The sequence below is a fragment of the Streptomyces sp. NPDC052299 genome (genome assembly GCF_040679335.1).
Classification (GTDB): domain Bacteria; phylum Actinomycetota; class Actinomycetes; order Streptomycetales; family Streptomycetaceae; genus Streptomyces.
In genome coordinates, this window is sequence record NZ_JBFAUP010000002.1 from 410,237 (window position 1) to 434,010 (window position 23,774).

The 23,774-nt window shown below is 69.3% G+C and carries 22 protein-coding genes; 13 read left to right on the top strand and 9 right to left on the bottom strand.

Annotated elements, in window-relative coordinates; genetic code table 11:
• Positions 1-311: 311 nt before the first annotated feature.
• Positions 312-479 carry a thiomuracin/GE37468 family thiazolyl RiPP peptide gene (locus AB0L33_RS05015; protein ID WP_147972290.1) on the bottom strand — a complete coding sequence of 56 codons (168 nt, stop codon included), beginning with the start codon at positions 477-479 and terminating at the stop codon, positions 312-314.
• A 442-nt stretch (positions 480-921) separates the two neighbouring features.
• On the opposite strand from AB0L33_RS05015, the gene AB0L33_RS05020 reads away from it, so the two are divergent.
• Positions 922-1,572 carry an NAD(P)H-binding protein gene (locus AB0L33_RS05020; RefSeq protein WP_365677740.1) on the top strand — a complete coding sequence of 217 codons (651 nt, stop codon included), beginning with the start codon at positions 922-924 and terminating at the stop codon, positions 1,570-1,572.
• A 215-nt stretch (positions 1,573-1,787) separates the two neighbouring features.
• Here AB0L33_RS05020 and AB0L33_RS05025 read toward each other — a convergent pair whose 3' ends face one another.
• Positions 1,788-2,558, bottom strand: coding sequence for an ABC transporter permease subunit (locus AB0L33_RS05025; RefSeq protein ID WP_365677741.1), 771 nt, complete (start codon positions 2,556-2,558; stop codon positions 1,788-1,790).
• Positions 2,555-3,511, bottom strand: coding sequence for an ATP-binding cassette domain-containing protein (locus AB0L33_RS05030; protein ID WP_365677742.1), 957 nt, complete (start codon positions 3,509-3,511; stop codon positions 2,555-2,557). The genes AB0L33_RS05025 and AB0L33_RS05030 overlap by 4 nt, the downstream gene beginning before the upstream one ends.
• A gap of 179 nt (positions 3,512-3,690) precedes the next feature.
• Here AB0L33_RS05030 and AB0L33_RS05035 point away from each other — a divergent pair, with 179 nt between their 5' ends.
• Positions 3,691-4,905, top strand: coding sequence for a sensor histidine kinase (locus AB0L33_RS05035; RefSeq protein ID WP_365677744.1), 1,215 nt, complete (start codon positions 3,691-3,693; stop codon positions 4,903-4,905).
• Positions 4,902-5,675: a response regulator transcription factor gene (locus AB0L33_RS05040; protein ID WP_365677746.1), complete on the top strand. Its 774-nt coding sequence runs from the start codon at positions 4,902-4,904 to the stop codon at positions 5,673-5,675. The genes AB0L33_RS05035 and AB0L33_RS05040 overlap by 4 nt, the downstream gene beginning before the upstream one ends.
• Positions 5,676-5,819: 144 nt before the next feature.
• Here the strand turns inward: AB0L33_RS05040 and AB0L33_RS05045 are convergent, their stop codons facing one another.
• Both AB0L33_RS05045 and AB0L33_RS05050 read right to left on the bottom strand, forming a co-directional pair.
• Positions 5,820-7,511 (bottom strand): DUF885 domain-containing protein, encoded by a 1,692-nt coding sequence (locus AB0L33_RS05045; RefSeq protein WP_365677747.1) that lies wholly within the window; start codon positions 7,509-7,511, stop codon positions 5,820-5,822.
• A 242-nt stretch (positions 7,512-7,753) separates the two neighbouring features.
• Entirely contained in the window at positions 7,754-8,713 is a 960-nt protein-coding gene (locus tag AB0L33_RS05050) for a DUF5937 family protein (protein ID WP_365677748.1), read from the bottom strand.
• A gap of 66 nt (positions 8,714-8,779) precedes the next feature.
• On the opposite strand from AB0L33_RS05050, the gene AB0L33_RS05055 reads away from it, so the two are divergent.
• The 3 genes from AB0L33_RS05055 (at position 8,780) to AB0L33_RS05065 (ending at position 10,877) form a co-directional block, all read left to right on the top strand.
• The gene (locus tag AB0L33_RS05055) at positions 8,780-9,253 is read left to right on the top strand and encodes a cupin domain-containing protein (protein WP_365677749.1); all 474 of its coding nucleotides are present in this window, start codon (positions 8,780-8,782) and stop codon (positions 9,251-9,253) included.
• Between the two features lie 195 nt (positions 9,254-9,448).
• Positions 9,449-9,826 carry a DUF4267 domain-containing protein gene (locus AB0L33_RS05060; RefSeq protein WP_365677750.1) on the top strand — a complete coding sequence of 126 codons (378 nt, stop codon included), beginning with the start codon at positions 9,449-9,451 and terminating at the stop codon, positions 9,824-9,826.
• 235 nt (positions 9,827-10,061) lie between these two features.
• Positions 10,062-10,877: an SAM-dependent methyltransferase gene (locus AB0L33_RS05065; RefSeq protein ID WP_365677751.1), complete on the top strand. Its 816-nt coding sequence runs from the start codon at positions 10,062-10,064 to the stop codon at positions 10,875-10,877.
• 389 nt (positions 10,878-11,266) lie between these two features.
• Here the strand turns inward: AB0L33_RS05065 and AB0L33_RS05070 are convergent, their stop codons facing one another.
• On the bottom strand, positions 11,267-11,614 hold the full coding sequence (locus tag AB0L33_RS05070; protein WP_365677752.1) for a hypothetical protein: 348 nt from the start codon (positions 11,612-11,614) through the stop codon (positions 11,267-11,269).
• A 639-nt stretch (positions 11,615-12,253) separates the two neighbouring features.
• The gene (locus AB0L33_RS05075; protein ID WP_365677754.1) at positions 12,254-13,000 is read right to left on the bottom strand and encodes an SDR family oxidoreductase; all 747 of its coding nucleotides are present in this window, start codon (positions 12,998-13,000) and stop codon (positions 12,254-12,256) included.
• 162 nt (positions 13,001-13,162) lie between these two features.
• Between AB0L33_RS05075 and AB0L33_RS05080 the strand changes: the two genes are divergently transcribed.
• Positions 13,163-13,777: a TetR/AcrR family transcriptional regulator gene (locus AB0L33_RS05080; protein WP_365677755.1), complete on the top strand. Its 615-nt coding sequence runs from the start codon at positions 13,163-13,165 to the stop codon at positions 13,775-13,777.
• Between the two features lie 667 nt (positions 13,778-14,444).
• On the opposite strand, the gene AB0L33_RS05085 is transcribed toward AB0L33_RS05080, so the two are convergent.
• A complete protein-coding gene (locus AB0L33_RS05085) occupies positions 14,445-14,708 on the bottom strand; it encodes a hypothetical protein (RefSeq protein WP_365677932.1) in 264 nt (87 codons plus the stop codon).
• Here AB0L33_RS05085 and AB0L33_RS05090 point away from each other — a divergent pair.
• Positions 14,601-16,466: a carbamoyltransferase C-terminal domain-containing protein gene (locus AB0L33_RS05090; RefSeq protein WP_365677756.1), complete on the top strand. Its 1,866-nt coding sequence runs from the start codon at positions 14,601-14,603 to the stop codon at positions 16,464-16,466. The genes AB0L33_RS05085 and AB0L33_RS05090 overlap by 108 nt on opposite strands.
• 21 nt (positions 16,467-16,487) lie before the next feature.
• Positions 16,488-17,720, top strand: a complete 1,233-nt coding sequence (locus AB0L33_RS05095; RefSeq protein WP_365677758.1) for an MFS transporter — start codon at positions 16,488-16,490, stop codon at positions 17,718-17,720.
• 3 nt (positions 17,721-17,723) lie between these two features.
• Here the strand turns inward: AB0L33_RS05095 and AB0L33_RS05100 are convergent, their stop codons facing one another.
• On the bottom strand, positions 17,724-19,616 hold the full coding sequence (locus AB0L33_RS05100) for an aminotransferase class I/II-fold pyridoxal phosphate-dependent enzyme (protein WP_365677759.1): 1,893 nt from the start codon (positions 19,614-19,616) through the stop codon (positions 17,724-17,726).
• Between the two features lie 103 nt (positions 19,617-19,719).
• Here AB0L33_RS05100 and AB0L33_RS05105 point away from each other — a divergent pair, with 103 nt between their 5' ends.
• From AB0L33_RS05105 to AB0L33_RS05120, 4 genes are read left to right on the top strand one after another with little or no spacing between them, the layout of a single operon-like run.
• Positions 19,720-20,997 (top strand): DegT/DnrJ/EryC1/StrS family aminotransferase, encoded by a 1,278-nt coding sequence (locus AB0L33_RS05105; protein WP_365677760.1) that lies wholly within the window; start codon positions 19,720-19,722, stop codon positions 20,995-20,997.
• On the top strand, positions 20,994-22,061 hold the full coding sequence (locus tag AB0L33_RS05110; RefSeq protein ID WP_365677761.1) for an Ldh family oxidoreductase: 1,068 nt from the start codon (positions 20,994-20,996) through the stop codon (positions 22,059-22,061). Before AB0L33_RS05105 ends, AB0L33_RS05110 begins: the two co-directional genes overlap by 4 nt.
• Positions 22,058-23,281, top strand: a complete 1,224-nt coding sequence (locus tag AB0L33_RS05115) for a Gfo/Idh/MocA family oxidoreductase (RefSeq protein ID WP_365677762.1) — start codon at positions 22,058-22,060, stop codon at positions 23,279-23,281. Before AB0L33_RS05110 ends, AB0L33_RS05115 begins: the two co-directional genes overlap by 4 nt.
• Complete coding sequence (locus AB0L33_RS05120; RefSeq protein ID WP_365677763.1) at positions 23,278-23,700, top strand: nucleotidyltransferase domain-containing protein; 423 nt, start codon at positions 23,278-23,280, stop codon at positions 23,698-23,700. Before AB0L33_RS05115 ends, AB0L33_RS05120 begins: the two co-directional genes overlap by 4 nt.
• The last annotated feature ends 74 nt before the right edge of the window (positions 23,701-23,774 follow it).

A 23,774-nucleotide genomic window follows, 5' to 3' on the forward strand; every position in this document is an offset into this window, starting at 1 on the left:
ACCAGACGCGGTCTGAGCGCCGGTTCGGAGAGTTCACCGATCACGGAGAAAAGCATCTCGCTCAATTCTTCGGCATCCGTGGCGATGGCTTCGTCCATTGCCAGCACCTGCTCGGCCAGCCGCCAGGCACGCCCTGGGGTGAGCTGGTCGACGACGGAGGCGGGAAGTCCGCCCACGCGTGCGAAGAACTGTGTTCCGACAGCGTACGAAGTCACGCCACACCCTTGCCCGTAGCCCTCGTTCAGTCTCTGACGTGGATCGATGCAGCCCGTGGGTGCCGGGAACGCGCGTTCCCGGCACCCACCCGCCGGCTACGGCAGGGACGAGCAGGAGCTGCCACAGCTGGGCGCCGAGGCACCGTTCTCCGCCAGGCCGTGTCCGCTGGTGAGGGACTCGACCGTGAGGCCGCTGTCCGCCAGCTCGAATACGTCCGCCGGAATGTCGTCGAGGTTGAACTCGAGGTCGCCGAGGTCTTCCACGGGGACTCCTTTCAGGGAACGAACATGAAATTGCGCCGAATTTTTCGGCGGCAATTCGGAACGCTACTCGGCGAGTTGGGAGGAGGATACGGTTCCGCGCCCCCGAATCTGGCAGAAACATGCCACGCCGAGGACGGCGCTGCCGAATTGACAGGAGGCCCACGTGATTGGCATGAGGCCCACCCTGACCGATGCGGCCGAGGCCCACGTACGACTCGCCGAGGGCGGCCTGCCCGGACGCATCGTCCTCGTGCCGTGAACCGCTCGCCCGCATACGACGGCCCAGGCGGCATCGTGCGCGGGTGCCGCCGAGGCACCCGCCCCGCCCGGCTGCCACACGCCCCCGCCCACGTAGACCGCCGGGCCGGCGGCGCCGCCGAGCTCACTCGCACTCTCACCTGACCCACCGCACGACGACACCACGAACCACGGAGGACATCCCATGACGAACATCGCCGTCTTCGGCGCCAACGGCACCATCGGCTCCGCCATCGTGCGCGAGGCCCTGCGCCGGGGCCACCGCGTCACCGCAGTCGTCCGCGACCCCGCGAAGTTCATCCAACAGCACCCCGACCTGACCGTCACCACGGGCGACGTCCTCGACCCGCGGTCGGTCACCGCCGCAGCGGAAGACCAGGACGTCATGGTCAGCGCCGTCGGCGGTGGCGACGGCCCCGGCCACCTCGCCACCATCCGGCCCGCCGCCGAAGCCCTCACCGAAGGTCTGCGCACCCTCGGCACCCGGGCCCCCCGCCTGATCACCGTCGGCGGCGCAGGCTCCCTGCGCACCCCCGACGGCAAGCAGGTCTGGGACGCCCCCGGCCTGCCCGACTTCCTCCTGCAGATCATGCACGCCCACGGCGATGCCCTCGACCACTACCGCACCATCACCGACGTCGACTGGACCAACCTCAGCCCCGCGGCGACCATCGCCCCCGGCGACCGCACCGGCGTCTACCTGACCGCCCTCGACGACCTCGTCACGGACGAGAACGGCGACAGCACCATCTCCGTCGAGGACTACGCCGTCGCCCTTCTCGACGAGATCGAGCAGCCCCGCCATCACCGCCGGCGCCTCACCGTCGGCTACTGACCACCAACCACCGCGCAGCGCCCCGGCCCACCCCGGCGGATCCCGCCGCCTCGTGAGGGTGCTGCATACAGGGAAGGAGATGGAATACATCGAGGCGTCTCAGCTCGAGGAGCTGCCCGGCGGTCCAGCGCATCTCCCGGTGCACCGCGTCGCCCGAGCAGAGGGCCGCCCAGCGTGCCCGTAACACTCGCGGTCGAGCCGAGGGCGACCGAGCTTCAGGAATCCCGTCCGCGCAGCACCAGGTAGCCGCCGAGCAGCGACGCCGCCGTCCAGGCCAGGAGGACGCCGAGGGCCGTCACCGGACCGTAACCCGGGCCGAAGCGGCTGTCACCCGACGGGGCGGCGATGTGCATCAGCACCATTCCCGCCTGGTCCGGCAGGAAGCGCAGGACCGGTTTCAAAGCGGGTACGTTGCCGAGTCCCTGGGACCCGAGAAACAGCACAGGGAGCAGGACCGCCATCGAGATCGCCGCGCTGCGCGCCATGGCCGTGACCCCCATGGCGATGGCACAGACCGACGTCAGGTGGACCACGGCCCCGGCGAGCGCGGCCGGGACCCCGCCCGCGCCCAGCGTGGTGCCGTACGGGCCGAGTGCCGCCTGCGCCGCGAGGAACGTGACTACGACGATCACCGCCGAGGCGGCGAGAGCCGTCAGGGCTCCGACGAGCACCTTGCCGACGTAGAACAGGCCGCGCCCCGGCACCGCCGCCAGCGAGGTCCGGATCGAGCCGGAGGAGTACTCGGAGCCGACGAGCAGGGCCCCCAGGACGACGAGCGCGAGCTGCCCGAGAGTCATGCTGTACAGGGCGGCGGCCAGTGGGTCGAAGTTGACGACGCGGTCGATGTCGGCGCGCCAGGAAGACGAGACGAGAGTGCCGGTGCCGACGCAGAGCACGAAGGCCAGCGACAACGTCAGACCGGTCGAGCGAACGGTCCACGCCTTGGTCCATTCGGCGGCGAACACCGCCCGGGGCGAGTTGGTCATCGGCTCCCCCTTACAGGCCCGTGCGCCAGCCCTTGTCGCCCCGCCTTCTCCAGTGGCTCCGCCCGGTATTCGACGGCGTCGGCGGTCAAGCGCATGAACGCCTCTTCCAGGGATGCGGCGTTCCTCGTCACTTCATGCATCGAAATGGCGTGCGCCGCAACGAGAGCGCCGATCCGTCCCGGAGCGGCCGCCGCGCTCAGACTGCCGTCGGCGTGGTCGGTGAACGCGATGCCCGCGTCGGCCAGCACGGTGCGAAGCCGCCACGGTTCCGGCGTACGCATGCGAACCCCCGCGTCCGCGTACGTGTTGACGAATTCGGCAACTCCGGAGTCCGCGAGAAGCCGCCCACACCCGATGACGACGAGACGGTCCACGGTGACCGCGGTCTCGCTCATCAAGTGACTGGACATCAGGACGGTACGACCTTCAGCCGCCAGGCTCCGCACCAGACCCCTGATCCACCGGACACCTTCGGGATCGAGCCCGTTGACCGGCTCGTCGAGGATCAGAACGGCGGGGTCGCCCAGCAAAGCCGCCGCGATGCCCAGCCGTTGACCCATCCCTAGTGAAAGCGTCCCGGCCCGCCGGTCCACCATGCCCGACAGCCCGACCTGCTCGATCACCTCATGGACTCGGCGCATCGAAATCCCGTTGCTTCGGGCCAGCCACCGCAAGTGGTTCAGCGCGGTCCTGCCCGGGTGAACGGCCCCCGCGTCGAGCAGCGCACCCACGGTCCGCAGCGGGTCGCGCAGCCGTCGGTACGGTGCTCCGTCGATCCGCACCTCTCCGGAAGTCGCACGATCCAGACCCAGGATCATCCGCAAGGTTGTCGTCTTGCCGGCACCGTTGGGGCCCAGGAATCCGGTCACCAGACCGGGCCGTACTCGGAAGGTGAGCCCATCCACCGCAGTGGTTCTCCCGAAACGCTTGGTGAGTTCGAACACTTCGATCATGCCGGTGATGGTTCACGAATCCGCGCGTCCGCCGCATCAGGCCCGGGGCCCACCCGCTCGGGTCCACCCGTGGGTGGAGACGAGCTGTGAACTGGCGAAGGCATCCGACCAAGGGTGGAGGACCTGAACCGACCCTGAGGCCGAGGCGGTGCGCGGCGCTCCCTGAGTAGGGTCGAGCGGTGCGAGCAGGTACTGAGGTGAACGAGGACGACCACCCGATTCTGGCCCGGCGACTGAACCGACGCCAGCACATCACCCTGGACTGCACGCTCGTGCTCCTCTACGTGGCGGCACTGCTGCTGACAGGACCGGACACGGGCGGCTTCTCGGCCACGCCGCCCGGCACGGAGGAGCGGCTCATGCTCATAACCGCGGCGACCCTCCCCGTCGCGGTTCGGCGGATCTGGCCCCTGCCCGTGTTCATGGTCGTCCTGACGGTCACGGCGGCGGCCGTCGCGCGGGGTGTCACATGGGATCCGTTCCTGTCGGTGGCCTTCGCCCTCTACGCCGTCGCCCTCACCCTGCCGTCGCGCCGTTGGTGGCAACGGTGGCTGCCCCTCCCGGCGACCGCCGTCCTCCTCGCAGCCGCTGCCGTCGGAACGGTGCGCGCCGGCGAGGGCTACTGGTGGCAGGACGGGCCGGGACTGCCACTCCTCGGTTGCGTCGTCGTGCTCGGCACATGGGAGCTGGCGCGGGCGGTGCGGCAGAGACGCGCTCTCGCCGTCCGGGCGGCCGAGCAGTTCGCGCGGAGAGCCGTCACGGAGGAACGCCTGCGCGTCGCCCGTGAGCTGCACGACGTCGTCACGCACAGCATGGGCCTGATCGCGGTCAAGGCCGGAGTCGCCAACCACGTTCTGCACGTCAGGCCCCAGGAGGCGCACGATGCGCTGCGGGTCATCGAGCGCACGAGCCGTACCGCGCTGAACGACATGCGCCGGATGCTCGGGGTGTTGCGCGCCCCCGAGGGTGAGACCGAGGGACGGTCCGCGCCCCTCGACCCCGCACCCGGCATCGACGCGCTTCCCGAACTCGTCGAGCGGGCCGGCGCGCGGCTGGCAAGGCGCGGCAACGTGCCTGACGACCTCGCGCCGGCCGTCTACCGTGTAGTGCAGGAATCACTCACCAACGTCGCCAAGCACGCCGACCCGGGGACACGTTGCCACGTGATGGTCCACGCGGACGACCACGAGGTGCGGATCGAGATCACGGACGACGGGGGAGGGCGGGCTTCCCGAACCCCCCGAGCATCGCGCCCGGCCACGGCACCAGGTGGCCACGGCATCATCGGCATGCGAGAACGCATCGCCCTGCACGGCGGCTCGTTCTACGCGGGCCCGCGCCCGGCGGGCGGCTTCGAAGTACAGGCGACCCTGCCGATCGAGGAGAGCCCATGACTCGCCCCGCAGTATCGGGGGAGCGCCCCTCCCATGCCGCAGAGCCTTCGCACGGAGCTCCATTGCCCCATGGCATCGAGCCGCCCGGGGTCCCGGTCCGGGTCCTCATCGCCGACGACCAGACGCTGTTGCGTGGCAGCCTGCGCGTGCTGATAGACGCCGAACCCGGCATGGTGGCCACATCCGAGGCGACGAACGGTACGGAGGCGGTGCGATGTGCCCGGCAGGATCTCCCCGACGTCGTCCTGATGGACGTACGGATGCCGGGCATGGACGGAATCGAGGCGACCCGGCAGATTTGCGGATCTCCCGCGACCGCCGGTGTCAAGGTGCTGATACTGACGATGTTCGACCTGGACGAGTACGTCTACGCCGCGCTGCGGGCCGGCGCCGGGGGCTTCCTGCTCAAGGACACGCCTCCGGGCGAACTGATCGCGGCGATACGAGTGATAGCGGCCGGTGACGCGTTGCTGGCACCGGCCGTGACGCGGCGCCTGATCGCCGAGTTCGCTCGCCGGCCCGAGCCGTCGCGACAGCTGCCGGACACCCTGGACGGGGTGACCGAACGCGAACGAGAAGTCCTCGTCCTCGTGGCGCGCGGACTGTCCAACACCGAGATCGCTGCACAGCTGTACCTCGGCCTCGCCACCGTGAAGACCCACATCGGCCGACTGCTTGCCAAACTCAACTGCCGCGACCGTGCCCAGCTGGTGATCGTCGCCTACGAGAGCGGCCTGGTCACGGCATCAGTGCCGCCGCGGGCCCCCTGATGGCTGGCCTCGAACGTTTGGGCGAGACGACATCCACTAAGCCTTCCTCGGCCTCGCCACCTGCCTCATCACACACCGGCACGGTGAAACGCCTTTGTCAGGAGTTCTGAGCAAGATCAGAAAAGGACGTCCTCGGTCCGACCGTCAAAGCTGGGAGAGCTCGTCGACCAGGTCGTCCAGGCCCAGGGAGCCCTGAGAGAGGGCGGCCATGTGCCAGGCTTTCAGGTCGAAGGCATCGCCGCGGTGCTCCATGGCCCTTTCCCGGCCGAGCAACCATGCCCGTTCCCCGAGCTTGTAGCCGATAGCCTGCCCAGGCATCGTCAGATAGCGGATGAGTTGGCTCTCCACGTAGTCCGCCGGGCGGCTGCTGTGCGCGCCGATGAACCCCTGGGCGAGGTCAGGCGTCCACCGCTCGCCCGGGTGGAACGGGGAGTCGGCCGGAATTTCCAGCTCCAGGTGCATACCGATGTCGACGATCACCCGGACCGCCCGCATCATCTGCGCGTCCAGATAGCCGAGCCGTTCCTCGCTGTCCTTCAGGAATCCGAGTTCGTCCATCAGGCGCTCGGCGTACAGAGCCCATCCCTCGATGTTGGCGCTGACCATGCCGACGGTCGCCTGGTAGCGGGAGAGGTCTTCCGAGACGTGTATCCATTGGGCGAGCTGGAGGTGATGACCCGGCACGCCCTCGTGATACCAGGTCGACACCAGGTCGTACACGGGGAAGCGGGTCTGCCCCATGGTCGGCAGCCAGGTGCGGCCGGGGCGGGAGAAGTCCTCCGAGGGAGGGGTGTAGTACGGGCCTCCGCCGCCTCCGGACGGCGCGATACGGGACTCCACACGCCGTACCCGGTCGGCGAGTTCGAAATGGGTGCCGTCCAGGGCGCTGATCGCCTGGTCCATCAGGCCCTGGAGCCAGTCACGGACCTTCTCCTCGCCCTCGACGTGCCGGCCGTGCTCGCGCAGACGAGCCAGCGCTGTCCACGGGGTGTCCGCGCCGGGCAGGACACGTTCGGCCTCGGTCCGCATCTCGGCGAGCAGACGATGGAACTCCGACCAGCCGTAGGCGTACGCCTCGTCGAGGTCGAGGTCGGTGCCGTTGTAGTAACGCGCCCAGCGGGCGTAGCGCTCGCGGCCGACGATGTCCGGGGCGCCTTGGACGGCGGGCTCGTATTCCGCACGGATCCAGTCGCGCAGTCCGGTGACGGCGGCGGTGGCGGCACGGGCCGCCTCGTCCAGCTCGCCGCGCAGCGCGTCGGGACCGGCGGTTGTGAAGTCTTCGAACCATCCTCGCCCTTGGCCATCGGTGTCGACCCACTGATCGAGCTGGTCGGCGAAGGTGGCGGTGGCGCGGGGGGCCGCGTACAACTCGCGTTCGAGTCCGAGGGCCAGGCACTCGCGGTAGCCGGCCAGCGCCCGGGGCACGGCCCGCAGGCGCTCGACGACGGCCGTCCAGTCCTCCTCGGTCCGGGTCGGCATCGCCGTGAAAACGTCGCGGACGAAGTGGGGCGGCGTCGCTATGTTGCCTACGGCCCGCAGGTGTTCACCGGCCGAGTGAACCGCGAGTTCCGCAGTGAGGCGTTCGCGCAGCAGGCGAGCGCAGCGGCGCTCGTTCCCGCTGTCGGCACCGGGCAGGCGCTCAGCCTCGGTGAGGTGCGTGAGGGTCTCCCGCGCGAGCGCCGCGAGGGCGTCCGCGCCGGCCGGTGAAAGGTCGGGCAAGCGGCCGGCACTCTCCGGCACGCCGAGGAACGTACCCGTGATCGGGTCGAGTTCGACGAGGGCGTCGACGTATGCGTCGGCGACTTGACGAGGAAGCGGGCTGTCGATCTGCGTCATGCGGTCATCCTTTCGTAGAAGCCGACGCCAGTCATCAGTCGACGAGGGGCCCCACGTCACAGATGATCCGTGCCGGAACCAGCTCCATTTGCCTTCGGCCTCCGACTCCCGCGAGAGGCGCCGACGGGATCGCCGCCGTCCTGGAGGACATCGCCACCCACGGCCCTCCCTCGGCGCCGGTGACAGCCCCGCGCCGCGGTAGGCGCCACGCTTTGACCGGTCACCAGCAGCTCATCGATCTGTTACAGCCGTGGTGAGGCCGCGGCCAGGAGGGTGTGTCCTGCTTCGGTGAGTTCGTACATGGCCGTGCGGCCGGCCCGGCTGCGCTCGACCAGCCCGGCGTCCCGCAGGATCGCCAGGTGTTCGCTGGCTGTCGGGGGAGTGACGCCCACCAGCCCGGCCACCGCTGTCGTCTGCAACGGAGTGGTGAGCGCGGCAAGGATCCTCGCTCGAGTCACCCCCAGAAGACGGTCGAGCGACCTCGGAGTGGGAGGTGCCGCCCAGAGGTATCGCCCGGACGCCGGGTAGTAGATCGCCGGAGCCCAGTGGTCCGAGGTGGTGCACTGCACCCGGTCGGTGATGAACAGCGACGGAACGAGAATGAGCCCATCCGGGCAGTCGACGTCGATGTCCACAGGCTTCTCGACGGTGACCGTGTCGTCTTCGTACGTCGCGGAAGGGTGCAGGCGCGGAAGCACTGCACGTAGTCCCTCGCGGTTGACCTGGATGGCCCGCTCCAACAACTCGGCACGCAGCGCCTGCCGCATGCCCACCCACTCCGGTTCCACGACTGTCTTCCAGAGGCGGCGCAGCGCATCGGCGGCCTCGGACCTGGCTCGCTCGGGGTCGTCGAGCATTCGGCCCATGTCTTCCCCGCGTCCCCGCGAGGCGTCGACCAGTTCCGCGTACGTCTGGTCCGCCGGCACGGCGAGGAGGGCATTCATCCCCTCCTCGAACGTCGGCTCACTGGTCATCGGCGACGGGTCGAGGAAGTCGGGCCGATACGCACCGTCGGCCATGAAGACGGTGAGCGCCCGCAGGTCCGGATGCGAGAGGTGGAGATGGCGGCGGCGCAGCCATGGATGGAACATCGCGTGACGCTGCGGTTCGGTCAACAGCTGAGCGAGGCTGACCACCTCGTGGATCGGTGACATCGCCCACCGCACACTCGCGGCGCCGGCACCCAATCGGTAGCGGATCATCCCCGCATTGTTAGGCCACCGCCGAAGTGAGCGCGAGCAGAACGGTGAAACCCCGAGACTCGGGGCATGACCGACACGGAATCGACTTACCGGCTTTCCAAGGAATCCGAGCGAGCCCTGCAGACGCGCATGATTCGGCTGGGCGTCGGCGGATCGACCATCGAAGTCCTCGCCGGTCCGGCGGAGACCAGCGGGACGGTGAGCATCTACAGGTGGCGCATGTCGCCGTCCAGCCGGGGACCTGCCCCGCACTTTCACACGACCTTCAGCGAGACCTTCATCGTGGAAGAAGGTGAAGTCGACTACTTCGACGGGCAGGCATGGCGAACACTGCAGCCTGGCGACACCGCGCACGCATCGATGGGGGCTGTCCACGCCCTCCGGAAGGAACGCGCCGAGCCGGCCACTCTCCTGATGGCACTCTCGCCAGGCGTACCGCGGGAGGAGTACTTCGCACAGCTCGCCATCATCGACGAGCGGGAGTTGAGCAGGCTTCACGAAGACCACGACAACCATTTCGTCGACGACCACGAGCGGTGACGGCGGCGCACCCTGCCCCCCTCCCGAGGGACAGGTGACCTAAGCATCCCCTCAGCAGGTTCGCCACCGCCGCATGGCCCACCCTCGCCCAAAACGCTACGTGCACGCCAAGGCATACCCGCCTCCAAGAGCCGGGCTCGCTCCGCCTTCGACAGCTTCTACCTCTCCAACACCGCCACGAAATGGATCCGTCTCATGCTCGCCGCCATCGCCACCACCCTGACTGCCCTGATCGCCACTGCTGTCGTCCTCGTCGGGGCCCGCTCCGTTTGGGCGCCCGGCTCCGCCGTCGGCTTCGGCATCCCCAACACCCGCCCCGATGACCCGGCCGTACGATCGTGGCTGGCCGTCATGGGCGTCCGCGACATCGGCACCGGCCTGATTCTCGCGGTCCTGCTGATCGGCGCCACCACTCGCCTGCTGGGCTGGGTCATGCTGGCCGCCGCGCTGATGCCCGCCGGTGACGCGGCCGTAGTGGCCCGCAGCAAAGGGCCGCGCTCCGCGATCTACGGTGTCCACCTCGGCACCGCTGCCATCATGGTGATCATCGCTGCCCTCCTGTTTCTGGCTTGAAGGCCCAGCAGGAATGCCACCCCGGCTGGCTGGCTGCGCCTGCTGTGGACTCGGCGCCGAGCAGTAGCCATGGACATCGACCCCTGAGGGAAGGCATCCGCCCGTTCGACGTGATACGTCGGGCCGAAGCGACCCGGGAGCAAGGGTAGGTTCGCACTACACGGTATGTTCAAATGGCTCTGGCCAGAGTGTTGTTGTGTGAAACGAACGTGCGCCCTCGCGCGAAGGAGATCGTGTGTTCCCCAACGGGTCATTCGAACAGGGAAAGCCGCACCCGGCGCGGGTCTACGACAGCCTCCTCGGCGGCAAGGACAACTACCCGGTGGACCAAGCCGTCGCAGAGGGCATCGCCCAGCGCTGGCCGGAGATCCAGCGCAGCGCGCAGCAGAACCGGGCATGGATGGCGCGCGCCGTTCGGCACATGGTGAAAGAGGGCGGTGTCACCCAGTTCCTGGACATCGGGACCGGCATCCCCACCCGGCCCAACCTGCACGAGATCGCTCAAGGCATGGTGCCCTCGGCCCGGATCGTCTACGTGGACAACGACCCCGTCGTGCTGCGCCACGCCGAGGCGTTGCTCACCCCGGTATCACCAGAGGGCCGCTCGACCTACCTCCAAGCCGATCTGCGTGACCCGCGCGCGGTACTGGATTCACCCGAGGTGACCGGGACACTCGACATGACGCGTCCGGTGGGCCTGGTCCTGGCCGCGATCCTGCACTTCCTCGACGACGACGAGGACCCGGCGGGTGTCCTGCGGGTCCTCGTGGACGCGCTTCCGGCCGGCTCGTACGTCGCGTTGTCCCATGCCTGCGGCGACGCAGATCCCGTCAGGGCGGCGGAGGCATCGGCCTTCTACCGGCAGAACAAAGTCTCCAAGCCCGTGGTGCTGCGCACACAGAAGCAGATCGAGGAGTTCTTCACGGGACTGGAACTGCTGGAGCCGGGCGTAGTGACCGTCGACCGCTGGCGCCCGGACGCATCGGTGCCTGAGGGGCCCGACGACATGGGGTTCCGTGGCGGCCTGGGCCTGAAGCGCGGAGCTGCGTGAGGCGTGGAAGGCATCGCCGACCGACGGCCGGGCGTAGCAGGGAGGCTCGAGCCACCAGTTCGCGCGCGGGGAGTGGGTGTGCGAACGGCAGGTGCTTCGTGAGGGGATGCTGCCCGCCCTGTTCGCCATCGCCGATACAGACGGCGACGACCCGCTGACCCTGGACGAGTTCCAGATCCTCGCCGGCTCGGCACCGGCACCCACCGGGCCGTCGAGACCTTCGTCGGGCCTTGACCGCGACAGCCGCGTCGGCCGAATGTTCACAGTTCAAGTTATGCAGAGCGAGAGCCTGCGTACGGGGGCGCAACGCGAACGCGTTGCACCCCCGTACTGCGCAGCGTGTCGCAGCCGCCCCCGGAACAGGCCCGGGGCAGTCATGCGGCTGGGGGTCAGCTGAAGAGCGCGGAGCGGAGCTTGAGCCGGTCGGTGGCCCGACCGCCCGGCCTGAGGCTGTAGAAGTCGCCGTCGCAGTCCGGGCCGGTGAACATGGTGACGGTGCTTCCGGTGTAGTTCTGCGGGGCGAAGGCCGGTTCGGTGGCGTCGGGGTCGGCGACCTCCGGCAGGGTGACGCACACGCGGCTGTCGGGCTCGACGAGGACGCCGGCGGCCCGGTTGCCGAAGTCGTCGTAGTAGGTGTATCGGAACTCGCCCACGGCGGCGCCCGCGGAACCCGGCAGTGCGACCGCCATGGCGAGGGCCGCCACTGCGACGGAGACCTGACGCATGCGGGTGGACATCGGTGAACCTCCAGTAGGGCTGACAAAAGCTGATATCAACGCAAAGAAACTAAACGGCACCAGAACTGGAAGATCGTTTCTTCTTCATCCGCCGCACGACCCGAAAGCGCGATACACCCATGCGAGGTAATCGGGAACAGCCACGTGATCGCGCCGTCGGAGCGTACGGTCACCGGGCCGGCCGCGGCCACGGTGCGGAGCTCACCGACGCGCGGGTCGCGGGATCACGAATCTCGCTCTGGAGACCTCACGCCACTGACGCCCGAGGCCGTGCGGAATCAGGTCCGGGCCTTCCGTGGCGCTCTCGTGCGGGCAACCGCACCTCAAGCGACTCCGGTGCGGCGCAGGGAGCCGCCTGCGCGGACGGCGGGCCACCCCGTTGGAGCCGGAAGACGGCAGCCAGTCGTCCGCGGCATGGCCAGGCCCTTCATCAGGACCACTGTGGTGCTGTTCCTGCAAGGACCCCACTGCCCTCAAACTCGGGACCGACACCCGCATCCACCGGTACGCAGGCTTCTGCTGACCGGGGCTGTCGCTCCGCGGCGTGGGGATTCGGGCTGTGGCGCCGGGCCTGGCAGGTCTCAGCGGGCGGGGGTGACGTGGACGGGCTTCTCACCGTGCCCCGGGGGACCGGACGCCTTATGCCTGTGCGCCCATCGGGAGGTTGGCGCCGCCGGTGCAGTCGAGTACGACGCCGGTGATGAAGCCGTTCGTCGCCAGGGAGTGGATGGCCCTCGCCACATCGGTGGCGCGGCCGACCCGGCCGGCCGGGGTCGTTTTCGCGAGGCCGTCGAAGAGTGCCGTGCGCTGTTCCGCCGGGACGCGGTCCCACCAAGGGGTGTCGATCACACCGGGGGAGACGGCATTGACGCGGAGAGGGGCCAGTTCGACCGCGAGGGGCGGCACCATGGCCTCAAGGGCGCCGTTGATCGCGGCGAGGCCGGACGTGCCCGGGAAGGCGGCACGAGCCGAGGCGGCCGTGATCAGGGTGACGGAGCCGCGCCGGCGGTCGAGGCGGGGGAGCGCGGCCTGGAGGATGCGGACCTGGGGCCAGAACTTCGCGTCGAAGCCCGTGGCCAGGTCCGCGAGGTCCAGTTCTGCGAAGGGGCCGCTACCCGCGGCGCCACTGACCGCGATGACCAGGTGGTCAATGGGGCCGGATGCAGCGAAGTACGCCGCCGTGTCTTCCTGTGACATGGCGTCCATTTGGTGGGTGAGTGTGTTGCCGCCGATACGGTTCGCCGCTTCGTCCAAGCGGGTCTGCGAGCGTCCGGTGATCGTCACCTCCGCGCCTGTCGCGGCGAAGAGTGCCGCTGTGGCCTCGCCGATGCCGGAGCTGCCGCCCATGACGACGACGCGAGGGGCGGGGCTGTGGTCCGTGGTCATGATGGCGGTCCTCCGTAAGCGCTGTGCGCGGTTGTCGTTCATGCCCTGTCTTCGGTCTTCCGTAGCGTTGACGAGACCGTCGGTCTCGGTAAGGTGAGTCTTGTCGAGACCGGCAGTCTCGTCAAGTGGTTCGAGCTCGGAAACTCGGAAAGGATGTGCGACATGGCGCAGCAGGCGGAAGCGGACAAGAACACGAACGCGGGCACGGGCGGCGTGCGGCCCCACACGGGGCGCCGGCGCAACGAAGCGGCGCGCCGGGCCATCCTCGACGCCGCGCTGCGGTTGCTCGGCGAGGGCGACGGCGCCCCCGTCACCGTCGAGACCATCGCGCGGGCGGCCGGGGTCGGCAAGCAGACGCTCTACCGCTGGTGGCCCTCCAAGGGTGCCGTGCTCCTGGAGGCTCTGGCGGAACGCGCCCAGCAGACCGTGTCCGCGCCTGACCACGGGGACCTGCGGAGCGACCTCCAGGTGGTCGTCGCCGCAACCTTCGCCGGGGCCCAGCAGCCCCCCGTGGGTCCGGCGCTGCGGACATTGGCCCGGGAGGCGGCGCGCGACCCCCAGCTGGCCGAGCTCATGCGTGAGTTCACCGAACGCCGCCGCGCGGCCCTGCGAGAAGTGCTGGAGCGCGGGCGGGAACGCGGCCAACTGGAGCCCGGGCGGGACCTCGACCTGATGGTCGACCAGATCTACGGGGTCTTCTGGTACCGCTTCCTGCTCGGCCACGCACCCCTTGACGACGCCACCGCCACGGCCCTCGCGGACTCGCTCCTGCGGTGACGGCGGCTCACGGTGGTTCAGGTACGCCGGCACCGTCAGCGGCCCGAGGGTGTACGGACCTCGGAGTCGGCGCTCGGGCGGTCGCTGCTGCGGGCGACGCAGGTGCGGCCCGCCACCACGCGGAAGTGGTGGAGTGAGTGCGATGGTTCGACCGGGCTGCCCGAAAGTCACCTCCCGACCGTCACAGCAGGCGGCAGCCACGGTGGTTTCGGCGTACTTTCGAAACCTTGCGAGCTGTTCCACGCCCACGCGTCGGCCGATTCGAACCCGGCGTAGCGTGGCGGCCATCGCCCCAGCCCCGCCCGCGCAGACAAGAATTGCGCCAAAGAGCCGCGCGTACCCGGCGGGACGCCGCCTCCGCAGGCCGCAGGCCAGTGCGGCTCCGGGGTCGGTCTTCCTCGAAACCCCGCCGGGACCGGCTGCGGAGCCGAGCACAGCGCGCTGCGCTCGGCAGAGTGTGCCGTACTGCCCGGCCGAGCATGCCCATGGGCCATGCCGAGGGAGCATTCCGGGCTCCACGCCTGATTGTCGGGGCAAAAGGGACGCGCACGCTGGTCCCGTCCGCCTTCGAAACTGTCCGAAAGTTTCCCGAAGGGGTTCCGGCCTCATGCGGGGTGCGCTTCACTGGTCCGGCACGCAGCAGGGCAAGGACTGATATTCATACGCCTCACGTGAAGGTTTTCTCACCTCCGTCAAGAGGAGAGTCTTGTATACCCTCGGACTGAATTGCTGCTTCTCGCTGCCGGGCCGTGAAATCGTGCCCGATCTGCCCCAGTGGTTTTTTCACGACGCGTCGGCGGTACTCATTCGGAACGGCGAAGTGGTGGCTGCGGCCGAACAGGAGCGGCTGAACCGGCTGAAGCACACGAATCGCTTTTCCGGCGATGCCGTCCGGGCCTGTTTCGACCATGCCGGCATCGGTTTCGAGCACGTGGACTCGGTGGCGTTCTTTTTCGACGAGGCGTGGACGGACAAGGAACTCTTCCACCAGTACGTCGAACACTCCGACGTGACGACGAGTTCGGCCAGGGAGCTCATCAAGGACCGCGTCCGGGAACTGTTCGACTTCCAGCTTCCGGACGACCGCATCTCCTTCGTCCGGCACCACGATTCCCACGCCTATTCGGTCTATCCCCAGTCGGGCTTCGACGACGCACTCGTGGTCGTCATGGACGGGCGGGGCGAAGACGCCTCCGCCTCGGTCTACAGTGCCGCGGGTGAACGGGTGGAGCTGCTCGCCACGAAGGGCCCGTCCGACTCGCTCGGCCACTGGTACACGGCGGGAACCGAACTTCTGGGCTACCAATTGTTCGACGAGTACAAGGTCATGGGCCTCGCGCCGTACGGGAACCCGGACACCTACCGCCCGGTCCTCGACGAGCTGTTCGAGCTTCGCCCGGACGGTGACTTCCGGCTGGATCACGCACGACTGCGTGCGGCCATGTTCTCCGCCGGCTTCGTCCCGCGCCGCCGGGGCGGGACGTTCGAGCAGTGCCACATGGACTTCGCGGCGGCGGTCCAGCAGGTGACCGAGGAAGCCGCCCTGCACATGATCGGGCACTGGCTCCGCGAGACCGGCCACTCCCGTCTGGCGCTCGCCGGCGGCGTCGGCCAGAACTGCACGCTGAACGGCAGGCTCCTGCGTGAACAGCACCTGCGGGACATCTTCGTCCACCCCGCCTCCCACGACGCCGGCGCCGCGCTGGGAGCCGCGATCAAGGTCGAGGCGGAGAAGACCGCCGCGCTGCCGCGCCGCAGAATCCGTGACGTCTTCTGGGCGCCCGCGTCGCCCCGGCCGGAGGAGACCGAGCCCCTGCTGAAGAAATGGGCCGGCCACCTGGACGTCGAGCACGTGACCGGCATCGAGAAGCGCACCGCGCAACTCCTCGCGGACGGGAAGGTGGTCGGCTGGGTGCAGGGACGTTCGGAGTTCGGTCCCAGGGCGCTGGGCAACCGGAGCATCCTGGCCGACCCGCGACCCGCGGACAACCGGCAGCGGGTGAACCTGATGGTGAAGAAGCGGGAGACCTATCGGCCCTTCGCACCGTCGGTACAGGCCGAGAGCCTGCACGACTGGTTCGAGTTCCCCGAGGACATCGCCGCCCCGGACTTCATGGTGTTCACCGTCCCCGTGCTCGAACACCGGCGGACCGAACTGGCCGCCGTCACGCACGTCGACGGCACTGCCCGAGTGCACGCGGTGGACCGCGAGGTCAACGGACGGTTCTGGCGTCTGCTGGAGGAGTTCGAGGCACTCACCGGAGTGCCAGTCCTGCTCAACACGTCCTTCAACAACCACGCCGAGCCGATCGTGGACTCCGTCGAGGACGCCGTACGCTGCTTCCTCACCACGGAGCTCGACCATCTCGTGGTCGGCGACCTCCTCGTCTCCCGCTCGCCCCGCGACCGCGAGGCCCGGACCGCGCTGGTTCCCCGCCTGCGCCCGGACACCAGGATCGTCCGCGAGAGCGGGCCGGGCCGGGTGGAGCGGGCCGTTGTGACCGGTGAGTACACCAAGGCCAAGCGGGTTCCGGTCGGGGCGGCGACGGCCGCACTGCTCCTCTCCGCTGACGGTGAGCGCAGCCTGGCCGAACTCTCTTCGAACCTGACGGGGCCGGGCGGTGCCGAGACGCTGGCCGAGGTGGAGCTGCTCTGGAGCGAGCGCTTCCTCGACCTGGCGCCGCGCTGAGAACGGCGGCACACGCCCGCCATGCGCTCGCGAACCCCCCGACGGCAGCCCGACAGGGGCAGCGGACGTCTCTGGCACAACAAGGACTTCACACTGCTGTGGATCGGGCAGTCGCTCTCCTTCTTCGGCGGTGGGCTCTACGACGTTGCCGTGGCCTGGAGCGTCTACGCGGTCACCCGCTCTTCGGCCGCTACCGGCATCGTCGTCGCGGCCACGACCGCCGCGCAGTTCCTGTGTGCCGTCCCCTCGGGATACCTCAGCGACCGGATGAGCCGGCGCCGGATGCTCATCATCAGCGACCTGCTGGCCGGGGCCGCGGCACTCGCGGTGGGGTTGGCGGCGCTCAGGGACAGCCTGTCCCTGGCACCGGTGGTCCTGCTCAGCCTGGTGCTCGGTGCCTGCCGGGCGTTGGGCACCATCGCCCACATGCCGCTGCTCGCGCAGACGGCCCGGGGGGACGTCAAGACCGCCAACTTCCTGCACTCGATCAGCTACAACTCGATCAGAATCACCTCGGTCGCCCTCGGCGGTCTGCTGCTCACCATCACCGAGGCGCACTGGCTGATCCTCGCGAACGCCGTGTCCTTCTTCGGCGCGGCCCTTGTGACCCAGCGGATCGGCGCCCAGCAGGACGAGGGCACGGCCACCGGGCCGGGCGCCCCGTGGCAGGCGTGCCGGGAGGGGCTGCGGGTGCTGCTGGAGATGCGGTCTGCGCGGTTGATCGTCCTCAGCTCCGCTCTCGCCAAAGCCGTGTACTCGTCGGCTCTGGCCGTGACCCTGCCCCGGCTGATGACCGAGAGCGCCGGCACATCCGGCAGCCTGGGCCTGGCGATGGGGTTGCAGAGCCTGGGCGTCGTGGCGGGGTCATGGATGCTCAGGCGGGTCACCGGAGGAGAACTGGGGCTCATGCACTTCCGGCGTCTGGTGACGGTGGGCGCGACGGCGATTCTGGCTCTGACGTGGACCTCGGGCCCGCTGCTTCTGCTCTGCGTCTTCGTCGCGGGCTGCGGACTCGCCTTCGAAATGATCGAACAGACCTGCCTGCAGCAGATCATTCCGGCGCGGGTACTGGGCCGGGTGCTCAGCCTCGACATGTTCGCCGGGCTGCTCTGCTATTCACTGGGCTCGGCGCTGCTGGGCGGGCTGGTCGACCTCTCGGGTGCGACCCTGGTCCTCACCTGCTGTGCCGCCGCGCAGTTCGCTCTGGTACTGGCGCTGCGACACGGCTCCCGGCACGAACCGGGAGCGGTCTGACCGTTACCGGAACGAGGGCTGCTCCTCCAGCCAGGTGAGGCCCTGGTGGCAGGTGAACATGCAACGCACCAGGTTCTCGACCGGCGGCGAGAAGGACAGCCGGATCCTGTGTCGGCCGATTCCCTTCCCGGGCGGGGCCATCATCTCTTCGGGTACCACCCTCACTCCGAGCAGGTAGGAGAGCACGCCGAACAGGTGGAAGGTCCGCTCCACCGCCACCGGCCCGATGCCGCCGCGGTCGAGGACCGCGTCGCAGTGCACCACGAGGAAGAAGCCGCACTCCGGCTCGTACTCGACCGCGAACCAGCGGCTGAGCCCCTCGTCGAGGAACCGCTCGGCCAGCTCCCGGTGGAACTCCCGGGTCCTGGCGTCCAGTTCGTCGTAATGGGACGCATCCACCGGGTGCTCCCGCAGGCCCGGTGGGCAGAGTACGACGCCTTGCGCGAACTTCCACCGCAGAAGCCGGTCCACCTCGTCGAGCACCACGGAACGGACGCGCCCGCGCTGAGCGTCGGGGATACGGGCCGATCCGATGCCCTCCACCATCGCCACCATCAGGTGGCGCCGGAACTCGTAGCTGTTCTCCTGGTGCCAGGACTCCTCCGCCAGGTAGGCCCGGATCTCCTCCGCTCCGGTCCGCATCGCCCGCGCCAGGGCGTTCTGGAACCCCGTGTAGACGAATCCGATGGTGCTCTCGAGAACCCGTCGAACGGACTCGGCCTGCGTGCGCGGGCTCCAGAGCAGACCGATCCGCAGGTTGGCCAGCGCGAACGGTTTGGAGAGGCCGAACAGCACGAAGGTGTCCGGGTGATGGTCGAGCAGCGTGCCGCAGTCCTCGGGCATGCTGCGGATCGAGTGGTACGACATGTCCTCAATGGCCGCCACCTGGTGGCGGCCGAGCACCTCACCCAGCCGGCGCAGGTGCTCGGGCGTGGCCATCCGGCCGGTGACGGTCGGGTTGATGTGCAGGTAGCAGACGACTCTGGGGGGCCGGAGCACCAGCGCGGGGCCACGGTGCAGCGGCTGGGCGTTCCGAAGCGCGGGCCAGCGGGAGGCGGCGCGCTTCAGCATCGTCCGGGCTGCCCGAAGAGGGCCGAGTTCCTCCAGTCCGCGGGTGATCTCCTCCGCGTCCTCGGGGCACGGTGCGGCGACGTCTCCCAGCAGTCCTCTGCTGTGCAGGTCGCGCAGGGTCCCCCGCACCAGGACGGACCGCTGCGGCAGCCATTCGGCGTACAGGGCGGCGTTCCGCTCGGTCACCACACGGTCCAGGGCGTCGATGTCCACGGCGCCGTCCTCGCCCAGCGGAACGGTCGCCACGGTTCCGCCCGCCCGGTAGGGCTGGGGAAGGAAGAATCCGTAGGACACCTCGGGATGCAGGACCACGTCGCCCGGCACCGTCACGCGGGTCCGGCACAGCGCGTCGTAGAGGCTGATGGTCCCGACTCCGACGACCGGTTCGACCTGGTCCAGGTGCCGGGCGAGGGGGAAGCCCAGTCCTGCGACGAGCTCCCGCACGGCCGTGTCCAATTCCTCCGTGCACTCGGGGCCGAAGTACCGCTGGAAATCCTTTCCTCGGCCCACTTCGACAGACAAATGGTGCACAAAGCTCGGTAGTGGGGCGGCGGATGCGTCACCGGTGTCCAGATTCCGTTCCCCGGGAATGCAGTCGACCGGGCCCTCGGAACCGCCGCCGGACTCCTGGTTCCGGCTGGTGAGGACTTGATAGGCCCAGCGGCAGAGAAAGGGAAAGCGCGACGGCTCGTCCTCGGCGACTCCCGCATATTGCGTCTCAAATTCGGCCAACAGCCGCCCGAGTTCCGCAATCGTGTCTCTCTCCAGGGCGGGGGAAATGCCGGCGCGCGCAACGCGTAACTTTTGTTGACATGTGTAAGTCATGACTGTTAGCGTAGCCGCGCCTTGAGGGCAAATCAAGCAACTCCCTGCTGACAGAAGGGCAGTTGAAGTGAGTAACTTAGCTTTGTTCGGCGGCGATCCCGCAGTGACCACCCCTCGGGAAGACCTTTTCGATTGGCCGATCCTAGGGCCCGAGGAGGAAGCCGCAGTACTGGCGACAATGCGAAAGCCGAGCTATCTCGATTTCCAAACCGTTCCGGCCTTCGAGTCGGAGCTCAGGGACTGGCTCGGCACCGACTACCTGATCACCGAGAGCTCCGGAACCCACGCGGTCCTCGGGGCCATGTTCGCCTGCGGAGTCGGAGAAGGTGACGAGGTCATCGTGCCGGCGTCGACCTACTGGGCCTCCTGCGTACAGGCGTTCACGTTGCGGGCCAAGGTGGTGTTCGCCGACATCGATCCGCTGACGATGAACCTCGACCCCGCTGATGTGGAGCGCAAGATCACCGACCGCACGAAGGCGATCGTCGTCGTCCACCTGCTCGGTTACCCGGTCGACATGGACGCCGTCAACGCCGTCGCCCGCCGTCACGGCGTCAAGGTCATCGAGGACGCGTCCCACGCGCACGGCAGTCTGTACCGCGGCCGCCTGGTCGGCACCCTGGGTGACATCGCGGCGTTCTCCATGTGCGGCAAGCCCCTCTCCATCGGCGAGGGCGGGATGATCGCCACCAACGATCCGGAGCTCCACGACCGGGCGCTGGCCTGGGGCCACAACTTCCGCTTCCACGCGGGTGAGGTGAAGTCGCCGGAGCTGCTGCGCTACGCCGGCCTGCCGCTCGGCGGAGTGACCTCCCGGATGCACAACCTCAGCGCCGCGATCGGCCGGGTCCAGCTGCGCCACTTCGACGAGCGCATCCAGGAGATCGACCGGGCGATGAACCACTTCTGGGATCTGCTCGCCGACATACCGGGGCTCGTCTCCCACCGCCCGCCGAAGGACAGCGGCTCCACCATGGGCGGCTGGTACAACCCGCACGGCGTCTACCTCCAGGAACACTTCGAGGGCCTGTCCGTCGCGCGGTTCGTCGAGGCGATCAGGGCGGAGGGGTACCACTCCTGGACCCGCATCTGCATCCGTGAGCCGCTGCACACGCACGAGCTGTTCAGGAGCGCGGACGTCTACAACGAAGGCGCGCCCACGAACAGCAGGCGCGGGGCGGTACCGCCCCAGGGCCGCGGCGACCTGCCGGTGGCCGAGTCGGTGCGGGCCCTGACCGTTCCACCGTTCCGGCGCTTCGACCGGGACGCCATCGAGATGTACGCCGCCGCCTTCCGCAAGGTGGCGGACAACTACAAGGAGCTCCTTCCGGGAGACCGCGGGGACGAAAGCGTGGTCCTCGACGAGCGGGGCAACGGGTGACGGCCGAGGCCGTCGAGCGATCCTTCCGCACCCCCGCCACCGCCGCCCTGGAATGGGCCACACGAGTCTTCCGCGTCCTCGGAGCCGATCACACGACCGCCCAGGACGCGGCTCTCGCGCTGGTGGCCGCAGACCTCGCCGGGCACCCCAGCCACGGGGTGCGGCTCGTCACCACCTACGCCCACCAGGCCGACAGCGGCGAACTGCTGCCCGAAGCACGCCCCGCCATCGTGCGGCAGGACGCCCACTCCACCGTCATCGCGGGCCGGAGAGGCCTGGGGGCCGGAGCCATGCGCCTGACGGTACGGAACGCCACGGAGCAGGCCCGGCGGCACGGAGCGGCCACCGTCCTGCTCACCGACCACGGTCACCTCGGACGCCTGGGACTCTACGTCGCCCAGCTCTCCGCCGCCGGCATGGTCGGCGTGCTGTCCAGCGGCTACGGACTGCTGCCGGAAGAGGCCGTCGTGGCGCCCGTGGGCGGCGTCGACCGAGTCTTCGACACCAACCCGTGGGCCTTCGGCTTTCCCGCCGAAGGAGGCGACATCATCATCGACATGTCCTCCGCGGCGATCTCGTACAACGCGGTCAGGGCACTCGGGCTCGCCGGAGTCCCGATTCCCGGCCACGTCGCCCAGGACCGGCACGGGCAGCCCTGCACCGACCCGGACAGCGTGCTGGCCACCGGCAGCCTGCTGCCGGCCGGGGGCGCCGTCGGATACGGGCTGGCCCTCGCGGCCTGCGGGCTCGCCGCCCTGGCCGGCGGGCCGCCGGCCTCGGCACCGCTGGAATCGATCGCAGGTACCTTCCTGCTGGCCCTCGACGTGACCCGGTACCGGCCGCTCGCACAGTACCGCCGGCATCTCGGCGCGGCTGCGGCGGCCGTCCGGGCCGGCACGCCGGCGAAACCGGGGAGCCCCGTCCGGACACCGGGAAGCCGCGGTGTCCTGGTGCGCTCCCCTCGCGAAGTGAGCGGAACGATCGAGCTGTCCGAATCCACCTTTCGAGAACTGGAGGACACATGTCACCGCATGCGACTGCCCGCTTTCCCGGAGAGCCGGTGAATCCTGGCCGATCTGTCGGGATCGCCTTCGCCGGCTGCGGCTACGCAGCCGACTTCTACGGCGCGACGCTGCCCAACTACCCGTGGCTGGACGTCAGAGGCGCCTACGACGTACGGACGGACCGCGCCAGGTCCTTCGTCCGGGAGTACGGCGGCCGCGTCTACGACAGCTTCGACCAACTCCTCGCCGACCCGAGCGTGGATGTCCTGGTCAACCTCACGCCGGTCACGCTCCACCACAGCACCACCAAGGCCGCGCTGAACGCCGGCAAGCACGTCTACTCGGAGAAGCCGCTCGCCACCCGGCTGGACGAAGCCTCCGAACTGGTGCTTCTGGCCCGTGAGCGCGGTCTGCTGCTGTCCAGTGCCCCGTCGACGGTCTTCAGCCAGGCCGCGCAAACGCTGATACAGGCCGTCGGTGACGGGCTGATCGGCCGCCCGCGCCTGGTGCACGCCGCGCTGGACATGGGCGCCCTGGCGTTCATGGCCTACACCGACTGGCACAGTCGGCGCGGGGTGCCCTGGCCGTTCGAGGACGAGGTGCGCAACGGCTGCGTCATGGAGCACGCGGGCTACCAGCTGAGCTGGCTGGTAGCCATGTTCGGGCCCGTCGTGCGGATGGCGGCCCACACCGCTTCCCTGCTGGCCGACGAGTGGTCCACGCTCGACGCGGGTGAGGTGGCTCCCGATGTCTCCCTGGGATTCCTGGAGTTCGCCGACGGCACCGTCGGAAGGATCAGCATCGGCTGGGTCGCTCCGACCGACCAGACCCTCACCGTCATCGGTGACGGAGGGACCCTCACCGTGGGTGACGTGTGGCAGGCCTCGGAACCCGTCGTTCTGCGCCGCAGGGTGGGCACCAATGGCAAGGACCACTCCTATCTCGCCGAGCCGGAGCAACTTCCGTTCGTCGTCCCGGCCGCCGAGCACCGGTATGTCGACACCCACGACCTCACGGTGGGCGCCGGTGTGGCCGACCTGGCCCGTGCCGCGGTGCGGGACGAGCAGCCGTTCCTCTCCGCCGACTACTGTCTGCACGTGCTCGACGTGAGCCTGCGGCTCGCCGCGGGCACCGGTGTGGCGGAAACCGTGACGGTGCCGGCCTCGACCGACTCGAAACTTTTACGATGTCCCGTCGAAAGTCTGGCCACGGCCGGAAGGGGCCAGGCACCAACCCCATGGCCCACCGTCGGCCTGGCGGGAGAAAAGAGGAGAGCATGAACGCCCAGAGGCACCAAGAGGTCGCCGCGCTGCTCGACCGGGCCGTGGAGTGGGCAGGCGCCCGGCCCGACGTCGCGGGACTGCTGCTCGTCGGCTCCTGGGCCAGGGACGCGGCGCGCGAGGACTCCGACGTCGATCTCGTCCTGCTCAGCGACGACCCGGCACTCTACGACGCCGAGTCCCTGACGGACCAATGGGCCCTCGGAACCTTCGTCACCACCCGCCGCTGGGGCCCCATCACCGAATGGCGGTTCGTCAGGGAGTCGGGGCTGGAGGTCGAGCTGTGCGTCGGGAGTCCGGACTGGGCCGGCACCTCGCCCATGGATCCGGGTACCCGCCGGGTCGTCTCCGACGGAGCGCGGTCACTGTACGACCCGCGCGGTCTGGTCGCCGGCGTCATCGGCGCGTGCGCGGGCTGAAACCCGTCCACCGGCGCGCACACCTGGCGCTGCCCCACCCCGCGCCGGGTGTCCGAGCCCGCACAACAGACCTG